Here is an 18,431-nt window from a genome sequence, read left to right as displayed (position 1 = left end):
GTCAATGCACAGGCTGAAGCAAAATCAGTGAAGGCTTCGCCGGGCGGTGAATTTCTCGCCTTCGGTGGCTTTGTCCGCGCTCAGGTTTCTTTCGGCTTCGCGGGCCTTGTCGGCCGACGTCGGCGCGCTCCTGGCAACCATGACGTAGACCATCAGGAAGTAGCCGACCTGGATGATGACCGCGCAGATGACAACGCGAATCAATGTTGTGGCAAGCGACGCGCCGTCGGCATAGGACCATGCCACCACGATCGCGAGGGCGAACAGCATTCCGACGATGAATTTTGGCAGTGACATGACCGGCGGTCCGTCAACCAGCCCGAGCATGCAAAAACGACGACTTACCCACCCGAGTATCTCCCCATTCGCCATGCGGGCTTATCAGTTTGCCCGCTGTCGGCCGGTTGCTTCCGGCCTTTCCAACCTATCGAGACTCTAACAGAAATAATTTGCGACTCTATTAAGACGGGAAACTGACGGCAAGGCCACACGCAACTAATTTTGAATCGGTTTCCGGGTTGGACTCTGCCATGCTGCGACGCACACACAGGCATCATGGCCAACCTCCGGATATCGATCTCGCACTAGTAAAAGCCCCAATATTTACTAGTATTTTATGCGAATTGCCTGGCACTTTGCACCACATTAGAGCGACTTTATGTTTCTCGGCCAGCGTCGAGGAGCGATTCGCCCAAAAATGGCCTTGAAAAGACACTAGATTTCCTGATTTTGCTCACATATTGTCACAAACGTGCCGCAAAGGCGAAATTTTGTGCACAGCGCGTTTATTATTTAGTCAATTCATGACGTGACTATTTCAACGGCATGGGAAATTGTGTGTTGCGCTGCAGCATTTTTTTGATATCTTGCCGTAAACCATTCGTTGAACGTATGGAGTTTCGGCATGAGGGATATCGCTAAGTCGGCCAATGCGGGCTTTTCGCAGGTCGGCATTGATTTTCCGCCACCAATCGGCGGTCTACTCAAGCGCAGTTTTGATATTTTTGGTTCACTGGTCGGCCTGCTGGCGCTCAGCCCGCTGTTTGTAATGGTCGCACTTCTCGTCAAGCTGTCAGATGGCGGCTCGATTTTCTACGGTCACAAGCGGATCGGTCGTGGCGGGCGTATCTTCCCGTGCCTCAAGTTCCGCACCATGGTCCCGGACGGCGATCGGGTGCTGGCCGCCTATCTTGCGGCCAATCCGGACGCCAACGCGGAATGGACGGCGACCCGCAAGCTGAAGAATGATCCGCGCGTCACCCGTGTCGGAGCCGTGCTGCGCAAGCTCAGCCTCGATGAATTGCCGCAGATCATCAACATCCTGCAGGGCGATATGAGCCTTGTCGGGCCTCGTCCCGTTGTGCGCGACGAGCTTGAGATCTATGGCAGTGCAGCGGTCTACTACCTGAAGTCACGCCCCGGCCTGACCGGGCTTTGGCAGGTCAGTGGACGCAACGACGTTTCCTATGACAGCCGGGTCGCGTTCGACCGCCACTATGTCGAGAACTGGTCGTTGTTCGAAGATGTTCGCATCATCATCAAGACCGTACCTGCCGTCTGGATGTCACGCGGATCCTACTGACCGGGCGGCAGCCGCCCTGAGCCGCCCATTCCGGCGCGGCGATGCCGACAGCAAGCTCATCGGGCGATGGGGCCAAAGCGGATCGGAACGTTCAGTTGAAAAAAGATACCTTCGACCTTTTTCGCTCCGGCAGGACTGCCGGTCGTTTGGTGCCGGCCCGCCTCACAGCCGCCTGCCTCGCACTGTCCCTCGCCTTCCCGCACATGGCCGCAGCAGACGAGTATCGTCTCGGCTCGCAGGACAAGCTCAATATCCGCGTCGCCGAATGGCAGACCGTCGAGGGCACGTTCCGCGACTGGGCGGCTGTAAACGGAGAATATTCGGTCGGCCCCGCCGGAACCTTGTCGGTGCCGTTCGTGGGCGAACTGCCGGCAGCCGGCAAGACCACCTCGGAGATAGCCGCCGCCATCGGCCAGGCATTGCAGCGTAAGCTGGCGCTTGCAGACAAGCCGGAAGCGTCAGTGGAAATGGTGCAGTTCCGGCCGTTCTACATTTCAGGCGAGGTGCAGACACCCGGCCAGTTTCCTTACGTGCCCGAGCTGACCGTACTCAAGGCAATCAGCGTTGCCGGCGGCATAAGGCGCAATGCCGATTACGGCCCCCAGATCGGCAAAGACCTGGTCACCGCCAAGGGCAATTACGACATTTACGAGGACCAGCAGGTTCGCCTGCTTGTCCGGCGGGCCCGTATCGATGCCGACATTGCCGGCAAATTGAGCTTCGATGTGCCGAAGGAGATCGCGGACGATCCGCGCCTGCCGGCTATCGTCGCAGATGAAATGGCGATTCTGAAGTCCGACCAGAACAAGCTGAAGCTGAAGTTGCAGGCGCTCGATGAGCTGAAGGGCGTTTTGCAGTCCGAAATCGAATCGCTGCAGAAGAAGATCGTCAACCAGCAGCGACAGGTCGACCTGGCCAAGCAACAACTCGACAGCATCGGTCCGCTGGCGCAGAAGGGCTTGATCGTCAACACGCGCGTGCTCACTTCGGAGCAATCGATCGCCAATCTGCAGGGCCAGGTCCTGGACTATGAAACGGCGATCCTGACCGCCAAGCAGTCGATCAGCAAGGCGACGCAGGATGCCATCGATGCCCAAAACACCCAAAGTTCTAGCCTCGCCGCCGACCGCCAGCAAACCGAGACGGATCTGAACGAAGCAACGCTGAGGGTGGGCATGCAAAAAGGCCTGATGGCCGCGGCATCGGATCCGGCAACGACGGCTGCCATCACCAGCGGCGGAGAACCGACCTTCCTCTATTCGCTGGTACGCGTTGTCGACGGCAAGACGAGTGAGATCGCCGCCAAGGAAGACACGCCAGTGCTGCCGGGGGACCTGATCAAGGTCAAGCTGGCGCCGATGGCCAGCCAGTAAGCAAGACAATGGTCAGCCTGTAGGCATGACGATTGTCAGCCTGTAGGCAACGCCCGGCGTCATCGACGCCGGGCGGCAGGAATTGAGAAGGCAGCATCGAGTGCCGCCCAGCCGGGCGCAGGAAACCAGCTGTCGACCTCGCGCAGCGATCCGCTGATGAAGGCATAGAATGCAGCCGGCACCCCCCCACGTATACCTCAATCTCGACGCCCTGCGCGGCGTGGCGGCGATCAGCGTAATGCTCTATCATTTCTCGCCGTTCATCACCGACGGCAAGGTGCTGCCCTCGAGCTATCTCGCGGTCGACCTGTTCTTTTTGCTGAGCGGGTTTGTCATCGCCCACGCCTATGACAGGAAGATCGAAACCGGGATGGGGTTCGGCACTTTCCTCTTGATCCGGCTGATCCGTCTCTATCCGCTTTACCTTGCCGGTACGCTGCTGGGCTTTTTCTATCTGCTGATCAAGAACCGGCTTATTCCCGCGGAGTACCTGCCGCTTTCGGACATCGCCGTCATGCTGACGACGGGCATGTTTTTCATTCCGCTGGTCGGCAGCGCCTATCACACGATCTTCCCGCTCAACCCCGCCTCCTGGTCGTTGTTCTTCGAGCTCATCGTCAACATCGCCTATTTCCTGCTGTTCTTCGTGCTGCCGAAAAGGCTGCTGACAGCACTCATCGCCGGCAGCCTCGCGCTGCTGGTCGTGGCGGCGGCCGTGGCCGGCACGCTCGACTTCGGCATGACCGGACAAACCATCATCAGCGGCCTGCCGCGCGTGTGTTTCTCGTTCTTTCTCGGCGTGCTCTTGTGCCGCTCGATCGGACGCTACCAGGGCAGGCTGGGTTTTCTGCAAACCGGCTACTGGGCCGAGATCGCGCTTGTGCTGACGCTGGTGGTTTTTGCCATCGCACCGCATGGCGCCTTGCGCCCGATCTATGATCTGGCCTGCATCGTGTTTTTGTTTCCGATGATGGTCGTGGTTGGAGCCCTGGCGCCAACCCATCAGCGCGTCTCCAGGCTCTACAGCTGGCTCGGGCGGATCTCCTATCCGATCTATATCATCCACACGCCACTGCTGATGATCATCGCCGGAGCCGGCAAGGCCGTGTCCATCGATCCGTTCGCAAACCACCCCTGGTTCGGCATCGTCATGGCCCTCGCCGTGATCGTCATCGGCGACATCGCAACCCGCATCTTCGACGAACCGGTACGCCGGTTTCTGCAGCGGCAGATGCTGCGGCGCGCCAGCGCCATTGCGTAGAACGCCGGGCTTCTTTCAGGCCTGATAGCGCCAGACCGAACCCGCCTCGATCAACAGCAACAAGCCTTCAGCCGCTTGCGGCTTTCGCTTCCTGGATGGCAATCCGGGTTCGTTGCGGCTGGACCTCGGGCACACGTCGCAACTTGAACAGGCTGTAATAGACGACGAATGAGGCCATGAAATACGGGCCCAGGATTTCGACTTCGAAGAAGGAGCGGATGAACATCAGGCCGACCACGCCGGCAAGCACGACCGAGTCGGCCTGCCAATCGCGGAAGATCACCGCCGATATGTGTCCGTAGAGAGCGCGCAGGATGATCATCGAAATCATCGCCACCCCGACAAAGCCGAGTTCGACCAGGGTCTCGATATAGGTGTTGTGGAAATGGAAGCCGGTGCGGGTCGAGATGTAGAACTCGGCCCACAGCCGTTCCGCCTCGGCAAAGCCCTGCACCCAATAGCCGGCATAGCCGACGCCAAGGATTGGCGATTTCTGCGCGGCCTCCCAACCTTGCTCCCACAGATAGGTTCGCCCGGTGAGGGTCGAATCCTTGCCGAAGATGCCAAGCACGAAATCCAGAACGCCGAGGTTCAAGGCGGCAAAGACCGCTACAACCAGCGTGCACGCGCCGACTACGAAAAGCACCCTACGATAGCGGCGCGACACGACCTTGCTCATCGCAAGCAGGGTCACGATCGCCAGAGCTACCGGCAAGGAGGCGACCGAGGTGGCGGAATGGGCGATGGCCAGCATGTAGACCGACAACAGGCCGATGACAGCCGTCCAGACCAGGCTTAGCCGGTCGCGCCTGAAAAAGATGACGAAGACAAAGCAGAAATAGATGCCAAGCGACGAGAAGAACCCGACCTGGTTCTTGGAGCCGAAGGCACCGACGAAATTGTAGGTTCCGTCGAGAACGTCCTCGGCGTAAGCCCCGACCTTGAGCGAATAGAGCAGGACGAGAAAAATCCCGATCAGGGAGCCAAGCACCAGGGTGCGGACGCTAACCGTGCGCGCGGCGATGTAGGCGCAGACGAGGTGCGAAAAGTACTGGACTGCCGCTCTTGCGGTGATGCCGGATGCATCCGACCAGAAGACCGAGAAACAGACATAGGCGGCAAACACCAGTGGCAGCCAGGCGCTGGAAAGGCCTTTCAACAGGCGCCGGTAGTCGACGAGGACGAGGGGAAGCCAGACCGCATAGTAGGCCAGGATCAGTATCTGACCGAAATTGGAGGAGTAGGCAAAGGCGATGACCGAAACGGCCACAGCGAAGCTGCCATAGACAGCATTCTTTTCCGGTTCCACCAGCAGGGATTTTGGAATCTTCATATCTGTATCGGATTTCTCATCCACGCAGCCTTTCAGTCGGGCGCAAGCGCCGATCGGCTATTTATCCGCGAGATGCCGGTTCGACAGGCATCCATTGTGCAGTGCAATATAACCTACCGCCGTATCGCCTGTCACTCAATGACAAAAGTGTCACGGGCAATGCGCGGAGACCATGAACCATGGAAATGGCGCGAATGCGGCCCGCCTGGTGCAAAGATCGGTCGGTGCCGCCTCGCCGACCGATGCCTGAACCAACCCCGTCCGCGATCATGGTGTTTGCTGTCACCAATGAGATGAATACAATGGGCGAAAAGTGATCCGCATGTGCAGCCCGCTGGAGAGAACTGATGGACAAACCTCGAATCTTCCTTGGTTCGTCAGGAAAGCAGCAGAAGCTGCTACAGGCGCTGACACGCGGGCTTGAAGACGTCGCGCATGTGGAACCCTGGACGACGTCTTTCAATCCCGGGACCTCCACCCTGGATCGCCTCCTCGAGCTCACGCGTGAAGTCGACTTTGCCGCTTTCCTGTTCGCCCAGGACGACTGGACGAGCGCGAGCGTGCCGGCATCGGCGGCGCCGGTCTCTGCTCAAGCGTCCCCACGCGACAATGTGGTCTTCGAAGCCGGTCTCTTCGGCGGAGTCCTCGGAATGCGCCGAACGTTTATCCTGCATGCGAACGGCTCCAAGCTGCCAAGCGATCTCCTCGGCCTGACCTCTGTCCGGTATGGCGACGCGACGACTGCCGCGGAGATGAGGGTGGTCAACCAGAAGCTGCGCAAGGCAATCGAGAACGAGAGCCGCCTCGCTCGAATCGAGGGCCTTTGGTGGCAGTTTTCCCTGTCGGAGCGCACTGCCAAGGAGCCATCCGCTGTGAGCCTTTTGCGGATCTCGCGAGACCGCGACGGTGCGCTGGAGCTCACCGGTCGCTCATGGCAAGAGAATGGCAGTCTGTCCGCCAGATACTGGAGCGAAGCGACGAAGGAGAGAAAGCAGACTCCCGGCATCTTCTACTACTGGAACGGAGAGCGGCCGATGGACGCGAATGCGACGCAGTTGCACGGGACCGGGGAGATCCTGCTTGAGTCCGCCGAGCGCGCGTCCGGCTACTTCACCACGCGAGCCGACACAAACCCGGAGCTGAATGCGCGCACCTCCGGTGTCTATCTGCGCGCCGAACCGGAAGATCTGGCTATTCTGGACGGGCGCGACAATCAGCGGCGGGTGGAGTTGATCGCCGAGCGGCTGAGCGATTGGAAATCGATCGCCTGAAAATTCAGTGCGTTTGGGAGCCCTGGCGCTTGGGCTGAGCCCGGATCCAGCGCCGTATGGAGAGAGGTGTCGCCAGGAGCGCGCCTCTCGATCGCTGGCCCACCAGTATCCCGTTTGGCGGCTCCAATCCCCGGCTTGAACTTGTCCGCCGGTGACTTCACAGTCGCCGCCGATCGGGAGGGTGATCGCATGCGTTTTGCTGGACGGTTTGCCGGACGCTCGGCGGTGATCACCGGCGGCGCCTCCGGCATCGGCCTGGCCGTAGCCAAGAGAATTGTCGAAGAGGGCGGACGGGTTTGCGTCTGGGACCGCGACCCCGACCAGATCGAGCGGGCCCAGGCCACCGTTGCCGGCCTGCATGGCATGACCATCGACGTTGCCGATGCATTGGCGGTTGAAGACGCCGCGAAACACACGATCAAGGCCCTTGGCGCGGTCGATATCCTGGTCACCAGTGCCGCCATCACCGGACCGAACATGACGACCTGGGAGTACTCGGTGGAGGACTGGCGCCGGGTCATCGACATCAACATCAACGGCGTCTTCTTCTGCAACAAGGCGCTGGTGCCGCACATGCTCGAACGCAATTACGGCCGGATCGTCAACATCGCTTCGATTGCCGGCAAGGAAGGCAATCCCAACGCGTCGGCCTACAGCACGTCGAAAGCGGCGGTGATCGGCATGACAAAATCGCTGGGCAAGGAGTTGGCCAAGACCAGGGTGACGGTGAACTGTGTCACCCCCGCCGCGGTGCGCACGGCGATCTTCAACCAGATGAGCCAGCAGCACATCGACTTCATGCTGTCGAAAATACCGATGGCGCGGTTCGGCGAGGTCGAGGAGGTGGCGGCGCTGATCTCATGGATCGCTTCCGAGGAATGCTCGTTCACCACCGCTGCCGTGTTTGACGTTTCCGGCGGCCGGGCTACCTATTGAAGCAAGTGAGGCGCGATTTGCCACCGAGAGCTGTGGCCGTCCGCCCGGAGTTTGCTTCCTTTGCCTGGCGTTGAATCTCCCTTGTCCGACGAAGAGCTGCTCGACCGCTTCCAGCACGCGGCCTTCGGCTATTTCCTGGAGACCGTGAACCCTGAAAACGGGCTGGTCGCCGACACGTCGCGGCCGGACTGGCCGGCAAGCATCGCCGTCGTCGGCTTTGCGCTGTCCTGCTACCCGGTCGGGGTCGAACGCGGCTGGATGACACGCGAAGCTGCGATAAAGCTGACACTTGCCGCCCTGCGCTTCTTTCGGGACAGCCGGCAAGGCACTGGCGACGACGTCACCGGCCACAAGGGGTTCTACTACCATTTCCTCGACATGCGGACCGGCCTGCGCACATGGCGCTGCGAATTGTCGATGGTCGATACGGCGCTGCTGATGGCCGGCGCGTTGGTGGCCGGCGCCTATTTCTCATGCGACAGCGAAGACGAGGCCGAAATCCGCCAGCTGGCGGACGTGCTCTACCGGCGCGTCGACTGGCGCTGGGCGCAAGGCCGCCGCCCGACCTTGCGGCAGGGTTGGAAGCCGAAGAGCGGCTTTCTCTATTCAGACTGGGAAGGCTACAACGAAGCGATGATCCTCTATGTGCTGGCGATGGCTTCGCCGGACAAGCCAGCCTCGGACGACAGCTATGCCGCGTGGACGTCGACCTATCAGTGGGAAACCATCTACGGCTACGACGTGCTCTATGGCGGACCACTGTTCATGCATCAGTTCTCGCATGCCTGGATCGACTTTGCCGGCATCCGGGATGCATTTATGCGCGACAAGAACTCCGACTATTTCGAAAACAGCCGCCGTTCGACCTATATCCACCGCGACTATGCGCAGCAAAACCTGCTTGGCTATGACGGTTACAGCGACGAGCTGTGGGGCCTTTCAGCCGGTGACGGACCCGGCAATTTTCGCGCTGGTATCGCGCGGCGGCCGCTTAAGTTTTTGAGTTATGCGGCGCGTGGCGCCCCCTTCGGTCCCGACGATGGGACGATCGCGCCGTGGTCTTGTCTGGCATCGCTGCCGTTCGCCCCGGAAATCTGCCTGCCGGCGCTGCGTCACCTGCAAGAGCGCCACCCCCAAATGATCAACAATTTCAGGATGCCGAGCGGCTTCAACCCGACGCTGGCGAACCGGCGAAATTTCGGGCCGAGCGGCTGGATATCGCAAGGGCACTACGGCCTGGACCAGGGAATCGTCGTGTTGATGATCGAAAACCACCGCTCGCGCCTGATCTGGGAGCTGATGCGATCAAGTCCGCCCATTCGTCTCGGCCTCAGCAAGGCGGGTTTCACAGGCGGCTGGCTGTCGCAGCCGGCGCGCGCGCCTCAGGGGTAGCCGATCACCATGTCGGCGCTTGACGGCGGCGTGGTTCAGCTAAAGAAGATTGAGATGAGACTTTCACGACCGCGGAACACAGGTGAATGCAGCCCCCGATAGAGATCGACTATGCCGTCCGGCTGCTGGCGAAGGGCTACATATGCCTGCCGCTTCGTGCCGGCGGCAAGCATCTCGATCTTGCGGCCATGGAGTACGATCCTCTGCATTTGCGAAACCAACGCAAGGATTTGAAGGAACTCGCCTTCTGTTCCATCGCGTTTCAGTTGTCGCAGAAACCACCAACCAGCGATGACATTGAGCGCTGGTTTCGTAATTTTTCCGGAAACGTCGGCATCCTGGGAGGATTTTCCAACCTGCTGGTCCTGGACTTCGACGACGCCGCTGCATATCGGAGTTGGGTGCGCCGCCACGGTGCCATTGCCGGCCGCACACCGATGGCAAGGTCGCCAAACGGGTTTCATGTCTATCTGAGGACACGTGAGCCGACCGTGTCATCGAGCCTGCATTTCGGCATGCGCCGCGTCGGCCACGTCAAGGCGCTTGGCGGCTATGTGGTGGGCAGTCCGTCGGTGCTCAGGGATGGTTCCTCCTACAGCTGGCTGGAGAACCAATCGCCGTTCGATATCGAGCCACAACCGATCGACAGCCTCGCCAGCCTTTCGCTGCGGCCGGTCTCGCCGCTCAAGCATTATTATGACCGCATGCGCAACCGCGGCTTCTTCGAGGGGCAGTGAGCAAATCCGGGGAGACGCGGTTGAACATCACGGTCGTCATTCCGGCACGCAATGCCGCCGCGACGATTGATGCCGCACTGCGCAGCCTGATGCCCGACAGCAGGCTGATCCGTGAGATCCTGCTGGTCGACGATGGGTCCGACGATCAAACCGCCTCGATCGCGCTGGACAGCGCGCAGCGACATGGCCTGCCGCTCGAGGTCGTGAGTGTCCGCCTGGGCAGCGCCGGTGCGGCGCGCAACATCGGCATCGCGCGGGCGAGCGGCAACGCCATCTTCTTCCTCGATGCCGATGACGAACTGATCGAGGGCGGCTTGTCGTTGCTGCACGAGGCGCTCCTGCGCAGGCCCGAGGCTGGCCTGTCGATCGGCGCCAGCATTCGTCGCACGGACGGACGGCCGGACAAGCTCAAGGCGCCGCATGGCTACACAAGCGACAGGACCGAGAACACCAGGCGATATCTGCTCAATGAGCTGTGGCCGATCGCCATGGGCAGCGCATTGGTGGCGGCATGGGCAACGGCTAGCGTTCGCTTTCCGGAGGCGATCGGCCTCGACGAGGACACGTGCTACTGGGTCGCCCTGCTGGCGCGCGTCGACGCTGTCACCGTCTCGGCGCCAGTGCTGCTCTACCATCACGACGAAGCAAGGATGGCGCGGCGTTTCATTCAGGCACCACGCAGGACGTTTCTCGCCATTGCACTCGAACTCGACAGGTTGGCTGCGCTGGGCGTTGCCCGGGATGCGCTTCAATGGCGAAAGGCCTGGATAGCGCAGCGGATTGCACGCCAGCTCATCAAGCACCGAAAATACGCCGATGCAGCGAGCATGATGCGGGCCGTTGGCGCCCACAAATTGACCGGCCGGAGCTGGAAAGCTTTGCAGTATGACGCCCGGATCCGGTTGGGGCGCCTGCTCCATCGAGCGGGCGTATCGCATACGGCGCGAGGCTCCGCCGGGGAGCACCGCACTCTGGTGCTGTCTTACGATCCGGCCTCGCCTCCGACCTCTGGCGCGGATCTCCGGAATTTCGGCAATGCGGTGGCCGCGGCTCAGCTCGGACCGGTCTGTCTGGTCTCGATCCGACCGCAGTCGGACCAGCCGGCAGCGCTTGACCCTCATATCCGCACAGTTGCCCTGACGACCGAGGGCGATGTCCGCACGGCTTCGATCGGCTGGTGGCGGCGCAAAGGCGAGAACCGAATTCCGCGGACCGCGCTGGTGCGGCTCGAGACGCTTGTGCGCACATTTCGCCCCGACACGATCGTGGTCGAGGGTATCGGGTTGTTCAAGTTGCTGCGGCCTTTGCGGCCGCTGGCAGGCCAGCTCATTCTCGACATGCACAATGTTGAATCCGATCTGGCGGGGCAACTCGATCGCGCCGGGGGCATCAGCTCGACAGCTGCCATTGCCGCCGCCGCCACTGGCGTCAGGCGCCTCGAAAGAAGAGCGCTCGCCATCGTCGACAGGGTCTGGGTTTGCTCGACGCAGGACCGGGAAAGACTGACCGCGCTGTCCCGGCGCACGGTGCCGATCGATATTGTTCCGAACGGCATCCCCCGTTTCGAAACCATTCCCGTGGAATTGCCGGCGCAGGCCAGCCCGTCCGATGGCTTTCCGGTCATTCTGTTCATCGGCCATCTCGGCTACCAGCCGAACATCGACGGCGCCGAACGGCTGGCCGGCGCCATCCTGCCGCGCATCCGGCAAAGCCTGCCAGACGCCAGACTGGTTCTTGCCGGCCGATACCCCAAACCTGCGGTGAAGGCCCTGACAAGACTGGAAGGGGTGGAGCTGATCGAGAACCCCGACGATGTCGGGCCGCTGCTGGCGCGCGCGCATCTCAGCATCATCCCGCTTTCGGCGGGCGGTGGTACGCGCATCAAGATTCTCGAAGCGATGGCGTGGGGCATTCCGGTGATCGCCACGCCATTGGCCGCCGAAGGCCTGGATCTGGCCGAAAATGACGAGATCCTTCTTGCGGATTCGGATGAAAGGCTTGCCGAAATGGCGATCGCGCTTTGTCTTGATCGCACGCGCATGGCAAGGCAGCGTAGCCGCACTCATGAAGCCGTTTGGTCGAGGTTCGGCCCGCAAGCCATCCGCAATGCCGTCCGCAATGGCCTCGGGCTGGATGATGCCGGCGCATGACGATGCGTTCCACAGTGACCAATCGATGAGCAGCCAATGATCCCGCCAATCCTGCACCAGACCTGGAAGACCGACAGCGTCCCTGCCCGCTTCCAAGGCTATGTCGAGAGCTGGAAACGGCACCATCCCGACTGGACGATGATGTTCTGGAACGACCGGATGCTGCTCGAATTCGTCGCCGAGCACTACCCGGATTTCCTGGCCACCTTCTGCGGCTATTTCAGCGGTGTGCTGCGCGCCGATGCCGGGCGCTACCTGCTGCTTTATCATTTTGGCGGAGTCTATGCCGACATCGACTGCGAATGCGTCGCGCCATTCGATCCGCTTCTGGACGAGGACCGGATCGTGTTCTGCAAGGAGCCGGACACCCATGCGCTCGTTCAGGCGGATTTTCGTGGCCTGCCCTACCTTTTGTTCAACGGCACGATGGCCAGCCCGCCCCGCCACCCCTTCTGGTTGGAGGTCTTGTCCCTGCTGCCTGGACTGGCGCACGCCAAGGAGGCGCTCGATGCAACCGGCCCTTGCGTGCTGACGTCGGCCCAACTCGGCTATGGCGATCAGTCGGCGTTCGCCATCCATCCAGCGGCACTGTTCACACCCGTGGACTCGTCTGGCCGGAAGGACGGCAGCGGAGCGCCGACGCTGTCCATCCATCACTGGGCGGGCACATGGTGGAGCAAACGGCCGGAGCCGCGATGGCGCGACAGGTTTCGCGACCATTTCTACCGGACCTGGTACCATCTGACGCGCGGCGCGCATCTGGACGAGGCGGCGACGAAAGCCAGTGTCAGTCCGGCGGCACTCTCGGCGCCGCACCCGGCAGGCCAGAATATCGCCATCCTTGTGCCGCTGCGCGATGCGGCCGACCATATCCAGCCTTTTCTCGATTTGCTGCAGGCGCTCGACTACCCCAAGGACAGGATCAAGCTGGCCTTCTGCGAAGGCGACAGTTCGGATGGGAGCTGGGAAAGGCTGGAGGCGGCCGTGGCGCCGCTTGCCGACAGCTATCGCGGGATCGTCCTGCTGCAGAAGCATGTGGGCACCAGCCTTGACCGATCGAAGCGAACGAAGCCGCGACAGCAGTTGGAGAGGCGGGGCGCCATTGCCAAGGTGCGCAACCATTTGATCGATCACGGGCTCGACGCCGATGACGACTGGGCGCTGTGGATCGACATCGATGTCTGGAAATTCCCGAGGGATATCGTAAGCCGGCTTATCACAAGCGGACACCGCATCGCTGTCCCCCACTGCGTAAAGATCGCCGGCGGCGACAGCTTCGACCTCAACAGCTTCATCACCATCCGTCCGCAAAAGGACTATCGCTACTATCGCGACATACGCGGCGGGCTCTACCAACCTCCTGCCAAATCCATGAGCCGGCTTTACCTCAGCGATGTCAGGCACCTCGACAGCATCGGTCTCGATGGCGTCGGCGGAACCATGCTTCTGGTCGACGCCGCACTGCATCGCGGCGGGCTTCGCTTTCCGGAGATTCCCTATCGCGACCTGATCGAAACCGAAGCCTTCGGCGTGCTGGCCAACGATCTCGGCATCAGACCGGTCGGGCTTCCCAAACTTGAGATATTGCATGTCCCGTGGTGATCGGTGCCCGGGGATCAAAATCAGCGCAGGGCAGGCTCCTGCCGGACCGGGTGCAGCTAGCGCAGTCGACGATTTCTGCGCCAGCGATACAGCCGGGCCTTCACGTAAGCGACGTGACCGAAGGGCAGCGATGAACGGCCGGATGGCTGGCCAGGACGATCCTGCAAACGCTGATGCACAAGTGCGGCCAGGCGGCACTTTGGCGCTGTCTCAAGCTGTTGCAGACGGCAGGCGAGAGGCTCGGGCAACGGCTTTGCGCGCCAGGCAAAATAGGCTTCATAGGCTTGCGGCGTTTCCGTGAGATGGCGCAGATAAGAGGCGAGATCCGCCGGGCTGCCGAAGGTCGCCGCGTCGATATACGAACCCGCGGGGACGAATTCGGCGACATTCGGAGATCCTAGATAAATCGGCACCGTACCGGCAAGCAACGGATCGAAGATTTTTTCGGTTACATAGTCCGGTGCGATGGAATTCTCCAGGGCGAGGCAGAAGCGATAGCGCGCAATGGTTTCGAGCTTGGTTTGCCGGCCAAGATCGGGGCCATCAAGCGAGCGGTTGGGACGATGCCGGCCATAGGAATCGACGCCGATATGCCGGGCGAGCTCGGCCGCAAATGCAGCGCGGCCGCTGCGGTCGATCGCCGAGGACTGGAAATGCGCAACGGGAGCGCTTTCCGTTTTCGACGGCGTTGAGCGCCTCCGCGCGTCTTCCCACCAGCCCGCAACGGGAAGATAGGGGGTCCAGACATCCGACCCGGATTCGTAGGTCATGGTGATGTCGAAGTGCTTCATGAACCGGGGATCGGTCAGGCAAGGGTAGTTGCGGTTGCTCTCCATCGACCACGCCACCCAGTACTGACCCGGATATTTGCGGGCATCACCGCTCTCGCGCGCATCCGGAAGGTGGAAGACAACCGCAGCCGCCTCGGAAAGGCGAGCGCGGTCGGTCGTCCATCGCACCGGCGAGGCGCATTGCGGGATCGCTGCGATATCGACGGGTTTGCCGAAGACGGACGTGTAGAAGAGGATCAGCGGAGCGTTCGGTGGCATCGGGGTCTCTGGGCCTCCTCAGTCGTGAAGGTCCCTGGGGATCGCCGGTCCGACGGAAAAGTCAGAAAACGTGACCTCGAAGCCCTCGCGTTGCGGCGAACAGCACATCATGCCGACATCGACCGACTTTGAGGGCGGGAAATAGGCAAGCCGCACCGGCTTCCAATGGCCGTCGGCCAGATACTGAATACGGATGGTCTCGGCATGGCGGGTCAAGCGGATCCTGACGCCGGTCGGATCGGCCGCGATGCTGACCAGCGACCAGTCGGAGGTATCGTTGGTGACGACGACGGAAAAGTACGCCAGCCCGTCGGTGTACTCGATCCCGGCCTTGATCCAGTGCGTTTCGCTCAGCCGGACCATCAGCCCGGCCTGGTCGTAGAGCACCTCATAGCGCCCCTTGACCGTGACTTCGGCGCTGAAATCACCCTCGACCGGCCGATAGAGGAAGTGGCCATTGTCGCGCCAGAAGCCGTAGAAGGTTTTGCGCCAGAAGTCGGTTTCCTTGCCGGTGCGCACATGAACCGTATTGTCGCCGAAAGCGTGATGCGGCGGCGGGTTGAGCCAGGTCAGGTCCGCATGGTGAGATGATGTCATCCGTTTGCTTTGCCTGCCTGGTCCGTCCTGCCGCCGGATTGATCAGCCGGCAAATGTGTAGGCGGTCTTCACCGTGGTGTAGAATTCCACGGCGTAGCGACCCTGTTCGCGCGGGCCGTAACTCGACCCCTTGCGGCCGCCGAAGGGAACGTGGAAATCGACGCCCGCCGTCGGCAGATTGACCATCACCATGCCAGCTTCCGAATTGCGCTTGAAGTGGGTGGCATGCTTGAGGCTCGAGGTGCAGATGCCCGAGGTCAGCCCGAATGGCGTGTCATTGGCCACCGCCAGCGCTTCGTCATAATCCTTGACGCGGATGACGTTGGCGACTGGTCCAAAGATCTCCTCGCGCGAAATGCGCATGGCGTTGGTGGTTTCGGTGAACAGCGTCGGCTGGAGATAGAAACCGGGCGTTTCGCGATCGAGCCGCTCGCCGCCAAAAGCAAGGGTGCCGCCCTCCTTGCTGCCGATGGCGATGTAGTCCTCATCCTGCTTCAGCTGGCTGCCATCGACGACGGGGCCGATCTGGGTCTTTGCATCCAAGGCATCGCCGACGACCAGCTTGCTCATGCGATCCTTCAGCGCCTCGACGAAGCGGTCGTGGATACCGTCCGTCACCACCAGGCGGGACGACGCCGTGCAACGTTGACCGGTCGAGAAATAAGCGCCGTTGACGGCGCAGTCGACAGCGACAGCAAGGTCGGCGTCGTCGAGCACGACAAGCGGGTTCTTGCCGCCCATTTCGAGTTGGAACTTGCGCATATGCTCGACACTTGCCGCGGCGACGCGTTTTCCCGTGCCGACCGAGCCGGTGAAGGTGATGGCGTTGAGGTCGGGGCTGTCGAGCATTGCCTGGCCGACCACCGAGCCCTTGCCCATGACAAGATTGAGAACGCCCTTGGGCAGGCCGGCGCGGTGCAGGATGTCGACGATGGTCCAGGCGCTTTCCGGAACCAGTTCGGCCGGCTTGAAGACGATGGTGTTGCCGTAGGCGAGCGCCGGCGCAATCTTCCAGGCCGGAATGGCGATCGGGAAATTCCACGGCGTGATGATGCCGACCACGCCGACGGCCTCGCGCGTGATCTCGACCCCGACGCCCGGCCGCACGCTGGGGACCAGTTCGCCCGCCAGCCGCAGCGTCTCGCCGGCGAAGAAATCGAACAGCTGGGCGGCCCGAATTGTCTCGCCGATGCCCTCGACCAGCGTCTTGCCTTCCTCGCGCGCCAGCGACCGGCCGATTTCATCCTTGCGCGCCATGATCTCGTCCGACGCCTTCTTCAGCACCGCATGGCGCACCAGGGGCGCGGAGCGCGACCAGGCCGGAAAGGCGGCTTTCGCCGCGGCAATGGCTTGCAGGGCCTGTTCGGCGCCGGCCGAGGCATATTCGCCAACGACGTCGCCTGTGTTCGAAGGGTTGATGTTGCGGGAGCCGGCCTCGCCCACCCACTCGCCGTCGATCAGATTTTTACGAAACAGGGTCATGGTCTTTCCTTGTAGGTTCGCTGGTGGCGCCGTCTGCCGGGGTCATCTATCACCCAGTCATCTGTCGCCCAAGTCATTTATCAGACAAATAGCGATGGTGTGATGACGTTTCAAATCTCGATAGCCGATGACGCGCGCCGGCGAAAGCCTGCGTGTCACTCTGGCTGGAAGGTCGGAACGAGATCGGTTCCCGTCAGCCCGCAAAAGACCAGAACAGGCAGGCCAGCGTCGCGACGGCAAAGACAACAAAGAACAGGCTTCTGAGCAGGACATTGCGCCGCAGCTCATTCATGATGAAATGGCAGCCGACGATGGCGGCGACGAACAGGAACCGCCAGTTCAGGAGCGCCCACAGGGCACCGCTCTGACCGAAAGCCCATCTGGTGACAAGGCAGCCAACAATGGTCGCGAACAGGGCGATCGTCGCCCAGAAGATCACGTCCGCGGCATTGGTCAGGACGACACCGGCGGCTCGAATGGGCAGGATCATCATCAGCATGGCGCTGAAAAAGTAGACGGCGGCGAGCGGGATAAACGACCCGGCATCGGCAATGCCGTCCAGGCGTTTCACGCCGATCACGCCGTATGGGTAGCCATGCCTGGCGACAGCCAGGCTCAGCGCCATGAGCAAAGCCGTCAGTACGGCAACCAATGCGAATGAAGTGAGGGCCTTGCTCATGCCGTTCCCTGAAGAGGCGAATCAAACAGAGACGTTTTTAACCCACGACAGCGTCGCCCGCTCTGGAAAAGAGCGACCTTGGCTACCTCTCGACATTCTCAAAGGCGCCCATGCCCTGGGCGATCAGGTTGGTCGCCATGACCAGCGAGACGATCGCGGCGGAATTGAAGACGACGACCCACCATTTGCCGCCCGTCAGGAAGCCGTAGCCGTCGGCGACGGCCAGCCCGCCTCCGGGCAGGTAGTGGTAGGCCGCGAAGCCTAAGCCACTGCAATGCTAGAGAAATTTGGTGGAGCCAATCGGAATCGAACCGACGACCTCTTGAATGCCATTCAAGCGCTCTCCCAACTGAGCTATGGCCCCACTTCCGGCAGTCTGCCGGCGCCGTTTCCGGCGAAGAGATCCGGCGCGGGTTGAGACCGCGCCGTTAGTGCAGGCGGCTTCTAACCCCGCCTTCCCTGAATATCAAGCCTGCAAGAACCGCTTTTTCGTCACAGCCCACAAAAGCAGGCAAGTGCTTGCATCAGAAGGCTGATCAGACTTCGTCGTCGTCGTCGCCAACGCCGATCATGTCGGCGACATCGTCGTCTTCTTCCTCTTCGTCGGCAAGGAAAGTGTCATCCTCGTCGTCGCCGAGGTCGACCTCGTCTTCGTCGTCGCCAAGATCGGGAAGATCGTCGCCCTTGACGTCCTCGTCCGCCTCTTCAAGCGGAACGATCTCGACGCCCTCTTCCTCCTCGGCATCGACTTCCTTCTCGGCGACTTCCTCTTCCTCTTCGATGGCGGCAATCTTGCCTTCCTCGAAATAGGAGCGCGGATAGCTCTTGCCGGTATAGGGCGAGACGATCGGGTCCTTGTTCAGGTCATAGAATTTTCGGCCCGTCTCGGGGTCGACGCGTTTTGAGCCAAGTTCGGATTTTGCCACGGCAAGCCTCGTAGATAAAAGAGTGGTCCCCTTAACCACTGTTTACCGCGCTGTCAAAGCG

17 protein-coding genes and 1 tRNA gene are annotated in these 18,431 nt (G+C 61.3%); 10 read left to right on the top strand and 8 right to left on the bottom strand.

Annotated features, from left to right (window positions below; all coding sequences use genetic code 11):
• Positions 1–24: 24 nt before the first annotated feature.
• Complete coding sequence (locus AC1DXU_RS19225; protein ID WP_477241164.1) at positions 25–372, bottom strand: exopolysaccharide production repressor protein; 348 nt, start codon at positions 370–372, stop codon at positions 25–27.
• Between the two features lie 532 nt (positions 373–904).
• Between AC1DXU_RS19225 and AC1DXU_RS19220 the strand changes: the two genes are divergently transcribed.
• From AC1DXU_RS19220 to AC1DXU_RS19210, 3 genes are all read left to right on the top strand, one after another.
• Entirely contained in the window at positions 905–1,582 is a 678-nt protein-coding gene (locus AC1DXU_RS19220; RefSeq protein WP_477311296.1) for a sugar transferase, read from the top strand.
• Between the two features lie 95 nt (positions 1,583–1,677).
• Complete coding sequence (locus tag AC1DXU_RS19215) at positions 1,678–2,955, top strand: polysaccharide biosynthesis/export family protein (protein WP_477371495.1); 1,278 nt, start codon at positions 1,678–1,680, stop codon at positions 2,953–2,955.
• A 169-nt stretch (positions 2,956–3,124) separates the two neighbouring features.
• Positions 3,125–4,216 (top strand): acyltransferase family protein, encoded by a 1,092-nt coding sequence (locus AC1DXU_RS19210; protein WP_477371494.1) that lies wholly within the window; start codon positions 3,125–3,127, stop codon positions 4,214–4,216.
• A gap of 67 nt (positions 4,217–4,283) precedes the next feature.
• Here AC1DXU_RS19210 and AC1DXU_RS19205 read toward each other — a convergent pair whose 3' ends face one another.
• Positions 4,284–5,549 carry an O-antigen ligase family protein gene (locus tag AC1DXU_RS19205; protein WP_477311290.1) on the bottom strand — a complete coding sequence of 422 codons (1,266 nt, stop codon included), beginning with the start codon at positions 5,547–5,549 and terminating at the stop codon, positions 4,284–4,286.
• A gap of 347 nt (positions 5,550–5,896) precedes the next feature.
• Between AC1DXU_RS19205 and AC1DXU_RS19200 the strand changes: the two genes are divergently transcribed.
• From AC1DXU_RS19200 to AC1DXU_RS19175, 6 genes are all read left to right on the top strand, one after another.
• Entirely contained in the window at positions 5,897–6,820 is a 924-nt protein-coding gene (locus tag AC1DXU_RS19200; protein ID WP_477311288.1) for a TIR domain-containing protein, read from the top strand.
• A 189-nt stretch (positions 6,821–7,009) separates the two neighbouring features.
• Positions 7,010–7,756, top strand: coding sequence for an SDR family NAD(P)-dependent oxidoreductase (locus AC1DXU_RS19195; RefSeq protein ID WP_477311286.1), 747 nt, complete (start codon positions 7,010–7,012; stop codon positions 7,754–7,756).
• An 81-nt stretch (positions 7,757–7,837) separates the two neighbouring features.
• Positions 7,838–9,148 (top strand): glucoamylase family protein, encoded by a 1,311-nt coding sequence (locus tag AC1DXU_RS19190; RefSeq protein WP_477371492.1) that lies wholly within the window; start codon positions 7,838–7,840, stop codon positions 9,146–9,148.
• A gap of 86 nt (positions 9,149–9,234) precedes the next feature.
• Positions 9,235–9,885 carry a bifunctional DNA primase/polymerase gene (locus AC1DXU_RS19185; protein ID WP_477311282.1) on the top strand — a complete coding sequence of 217 codons (651 nt, stop codon included), beginning with the start codon at positions 9,235–9,237 and terminating at the stop codon, positions 9,883–9,885.
• A gap of 20 nt (positions 9,886–9,905) precedes the next feature.
• A complete protein-coding gene (locus AC1DXU_RS19180) occupies positions 9,906–12,035 on the top strand; it encodes a glycosyltransferase (RefSeq protein WP_477371490.1) in 2,130 nt (709 codons plus the stop codon).
• A 36-nt stretch (positions 12,036–12,071) separates the two neighbouring features.
• Entirely contained in the window at positions 12,072–13,637 is a 1,566-nt protein-coding gene (locus AC1DXU_RS19175; protein WP_477371489.1) for a glycosyltransferase, read from the top strand.
• Positions 13,638–13,693: 56 nt separating this feature from the next.
• On the opposite strand, the gene AC1DXU_RS19170 is transcribed toward AC1DXU_RS19175, so the two are convergent.
• The 4 genes from AC1DXU_RS19170 to AC1DXU_RS19155 all read right to left on the bottom strand — a co-directional run bounded on the left by AC1DXU_RS19170 (position 13,694) and on the right by AC1DXU_RS19155 (position 17,444).
• The gene (locus AC1DXU_RS19170) at positions 13,694–14,686 is read right to left on the bottom strand and encodes a glycosyltransferase family 10 fucosyltransferase (RefSeq protein ID WP_477371487.1); all 993 of its coding nucleotides are present in this window, start codon (positions 14,684–14,686) and stop codon (positions 13,694–13,696) included.
• An 18-nt stretch (positions 14,687–14,704) separates the two neighbouring features.
• Positions 14,705–15,283, bottom strand: a complete 579-nt coding sequence (locus tag AC1DXU_RS19165) for a DUF1349 domain-containing protein (protein ID WP_477371485.1) — start codon at positions 15,281–15,283, stop codon at positions 14,705–14,707.
• Between the two features lie 42 nt (positions 15,284–15,325).
• The gene (locus AC1DXU_RS19160) at positions 15,326–16,765 is read right to left on the bottom strand and encodes an aldehyde dehydrogenase family protein (RefSeq protein ID WP_477371483.1); all 1,440 of its coding nucleotides are present in this window, start codon (positions 16,763–16,765) and stop codon (positions 15,326–15,328) included.
• A gap of 193 nt (positions 16,766–16,958) precedes the next feature.
• Positions 16,959–17,444: a hypothetical protein gene (locus AC1DXU_RS19155; protein ID WP_477311270.1), complete on the bottom strand. Its 486-nt coding sequence runs from the start codon at positions 17,442–17,444 to the stop codon at positions 16,959–16,961.
• Here AC1DXU_RS19155 and AC1DXU_RS19150 point away from each other — a divergent pair.
• Positions 17,389–17,709 (top strand): hypothetical protein, encoded by a 321-nt coding sequence (locus AC1DXU_RS19150; protein ID WP_477371619.1) that lies wholly within the window; start codon positions 17,389–17,391, stop codon positions 17,707–17,709. The two genes, AC1DXU_RS19155 and AC1DXU_RS19150, sit on opposite strands and share 56 nt — an antisense overlap.
• A 23-nt stretch (positions 17,710–17,732) precedes the next feature.
• Here the strand turns inward: AC1DXU_RS19150 and AC1DXU_RS19145 are convergent.
• Together AC1DXU_RS19145 and AC1DXU_RS19140 are read right to left on the bottom strand one after the other, a co-directional pair.
• A tRNA-Ala gene (locus tag AC1DXU_RS19145) sits at positions 17,733–17,808 on the bottom strand.
• A 172-nt stretch (positions 17,809–17,980) separates the two neighbouring features.
• Positions 17,981–18,370, bottom strand: coding sequence for a TIGR02300 family protein (locus AC1DXU_RS19140; protein ID WP_477371481.1), 390 nt, complete (start codon positions 18,368–18,370; stop codon positions 17,981–17,983).
• Positions 18,371–18,431: the final 61 nt, after the last annotated feature.

The sequence above is a fragment of the Mesorhizobium sp. P3_A10 genome, from assembly GCF_056403175.1.
This window is presented reverse-complemented; position numbering and strand designations above follow the sequence as displayed.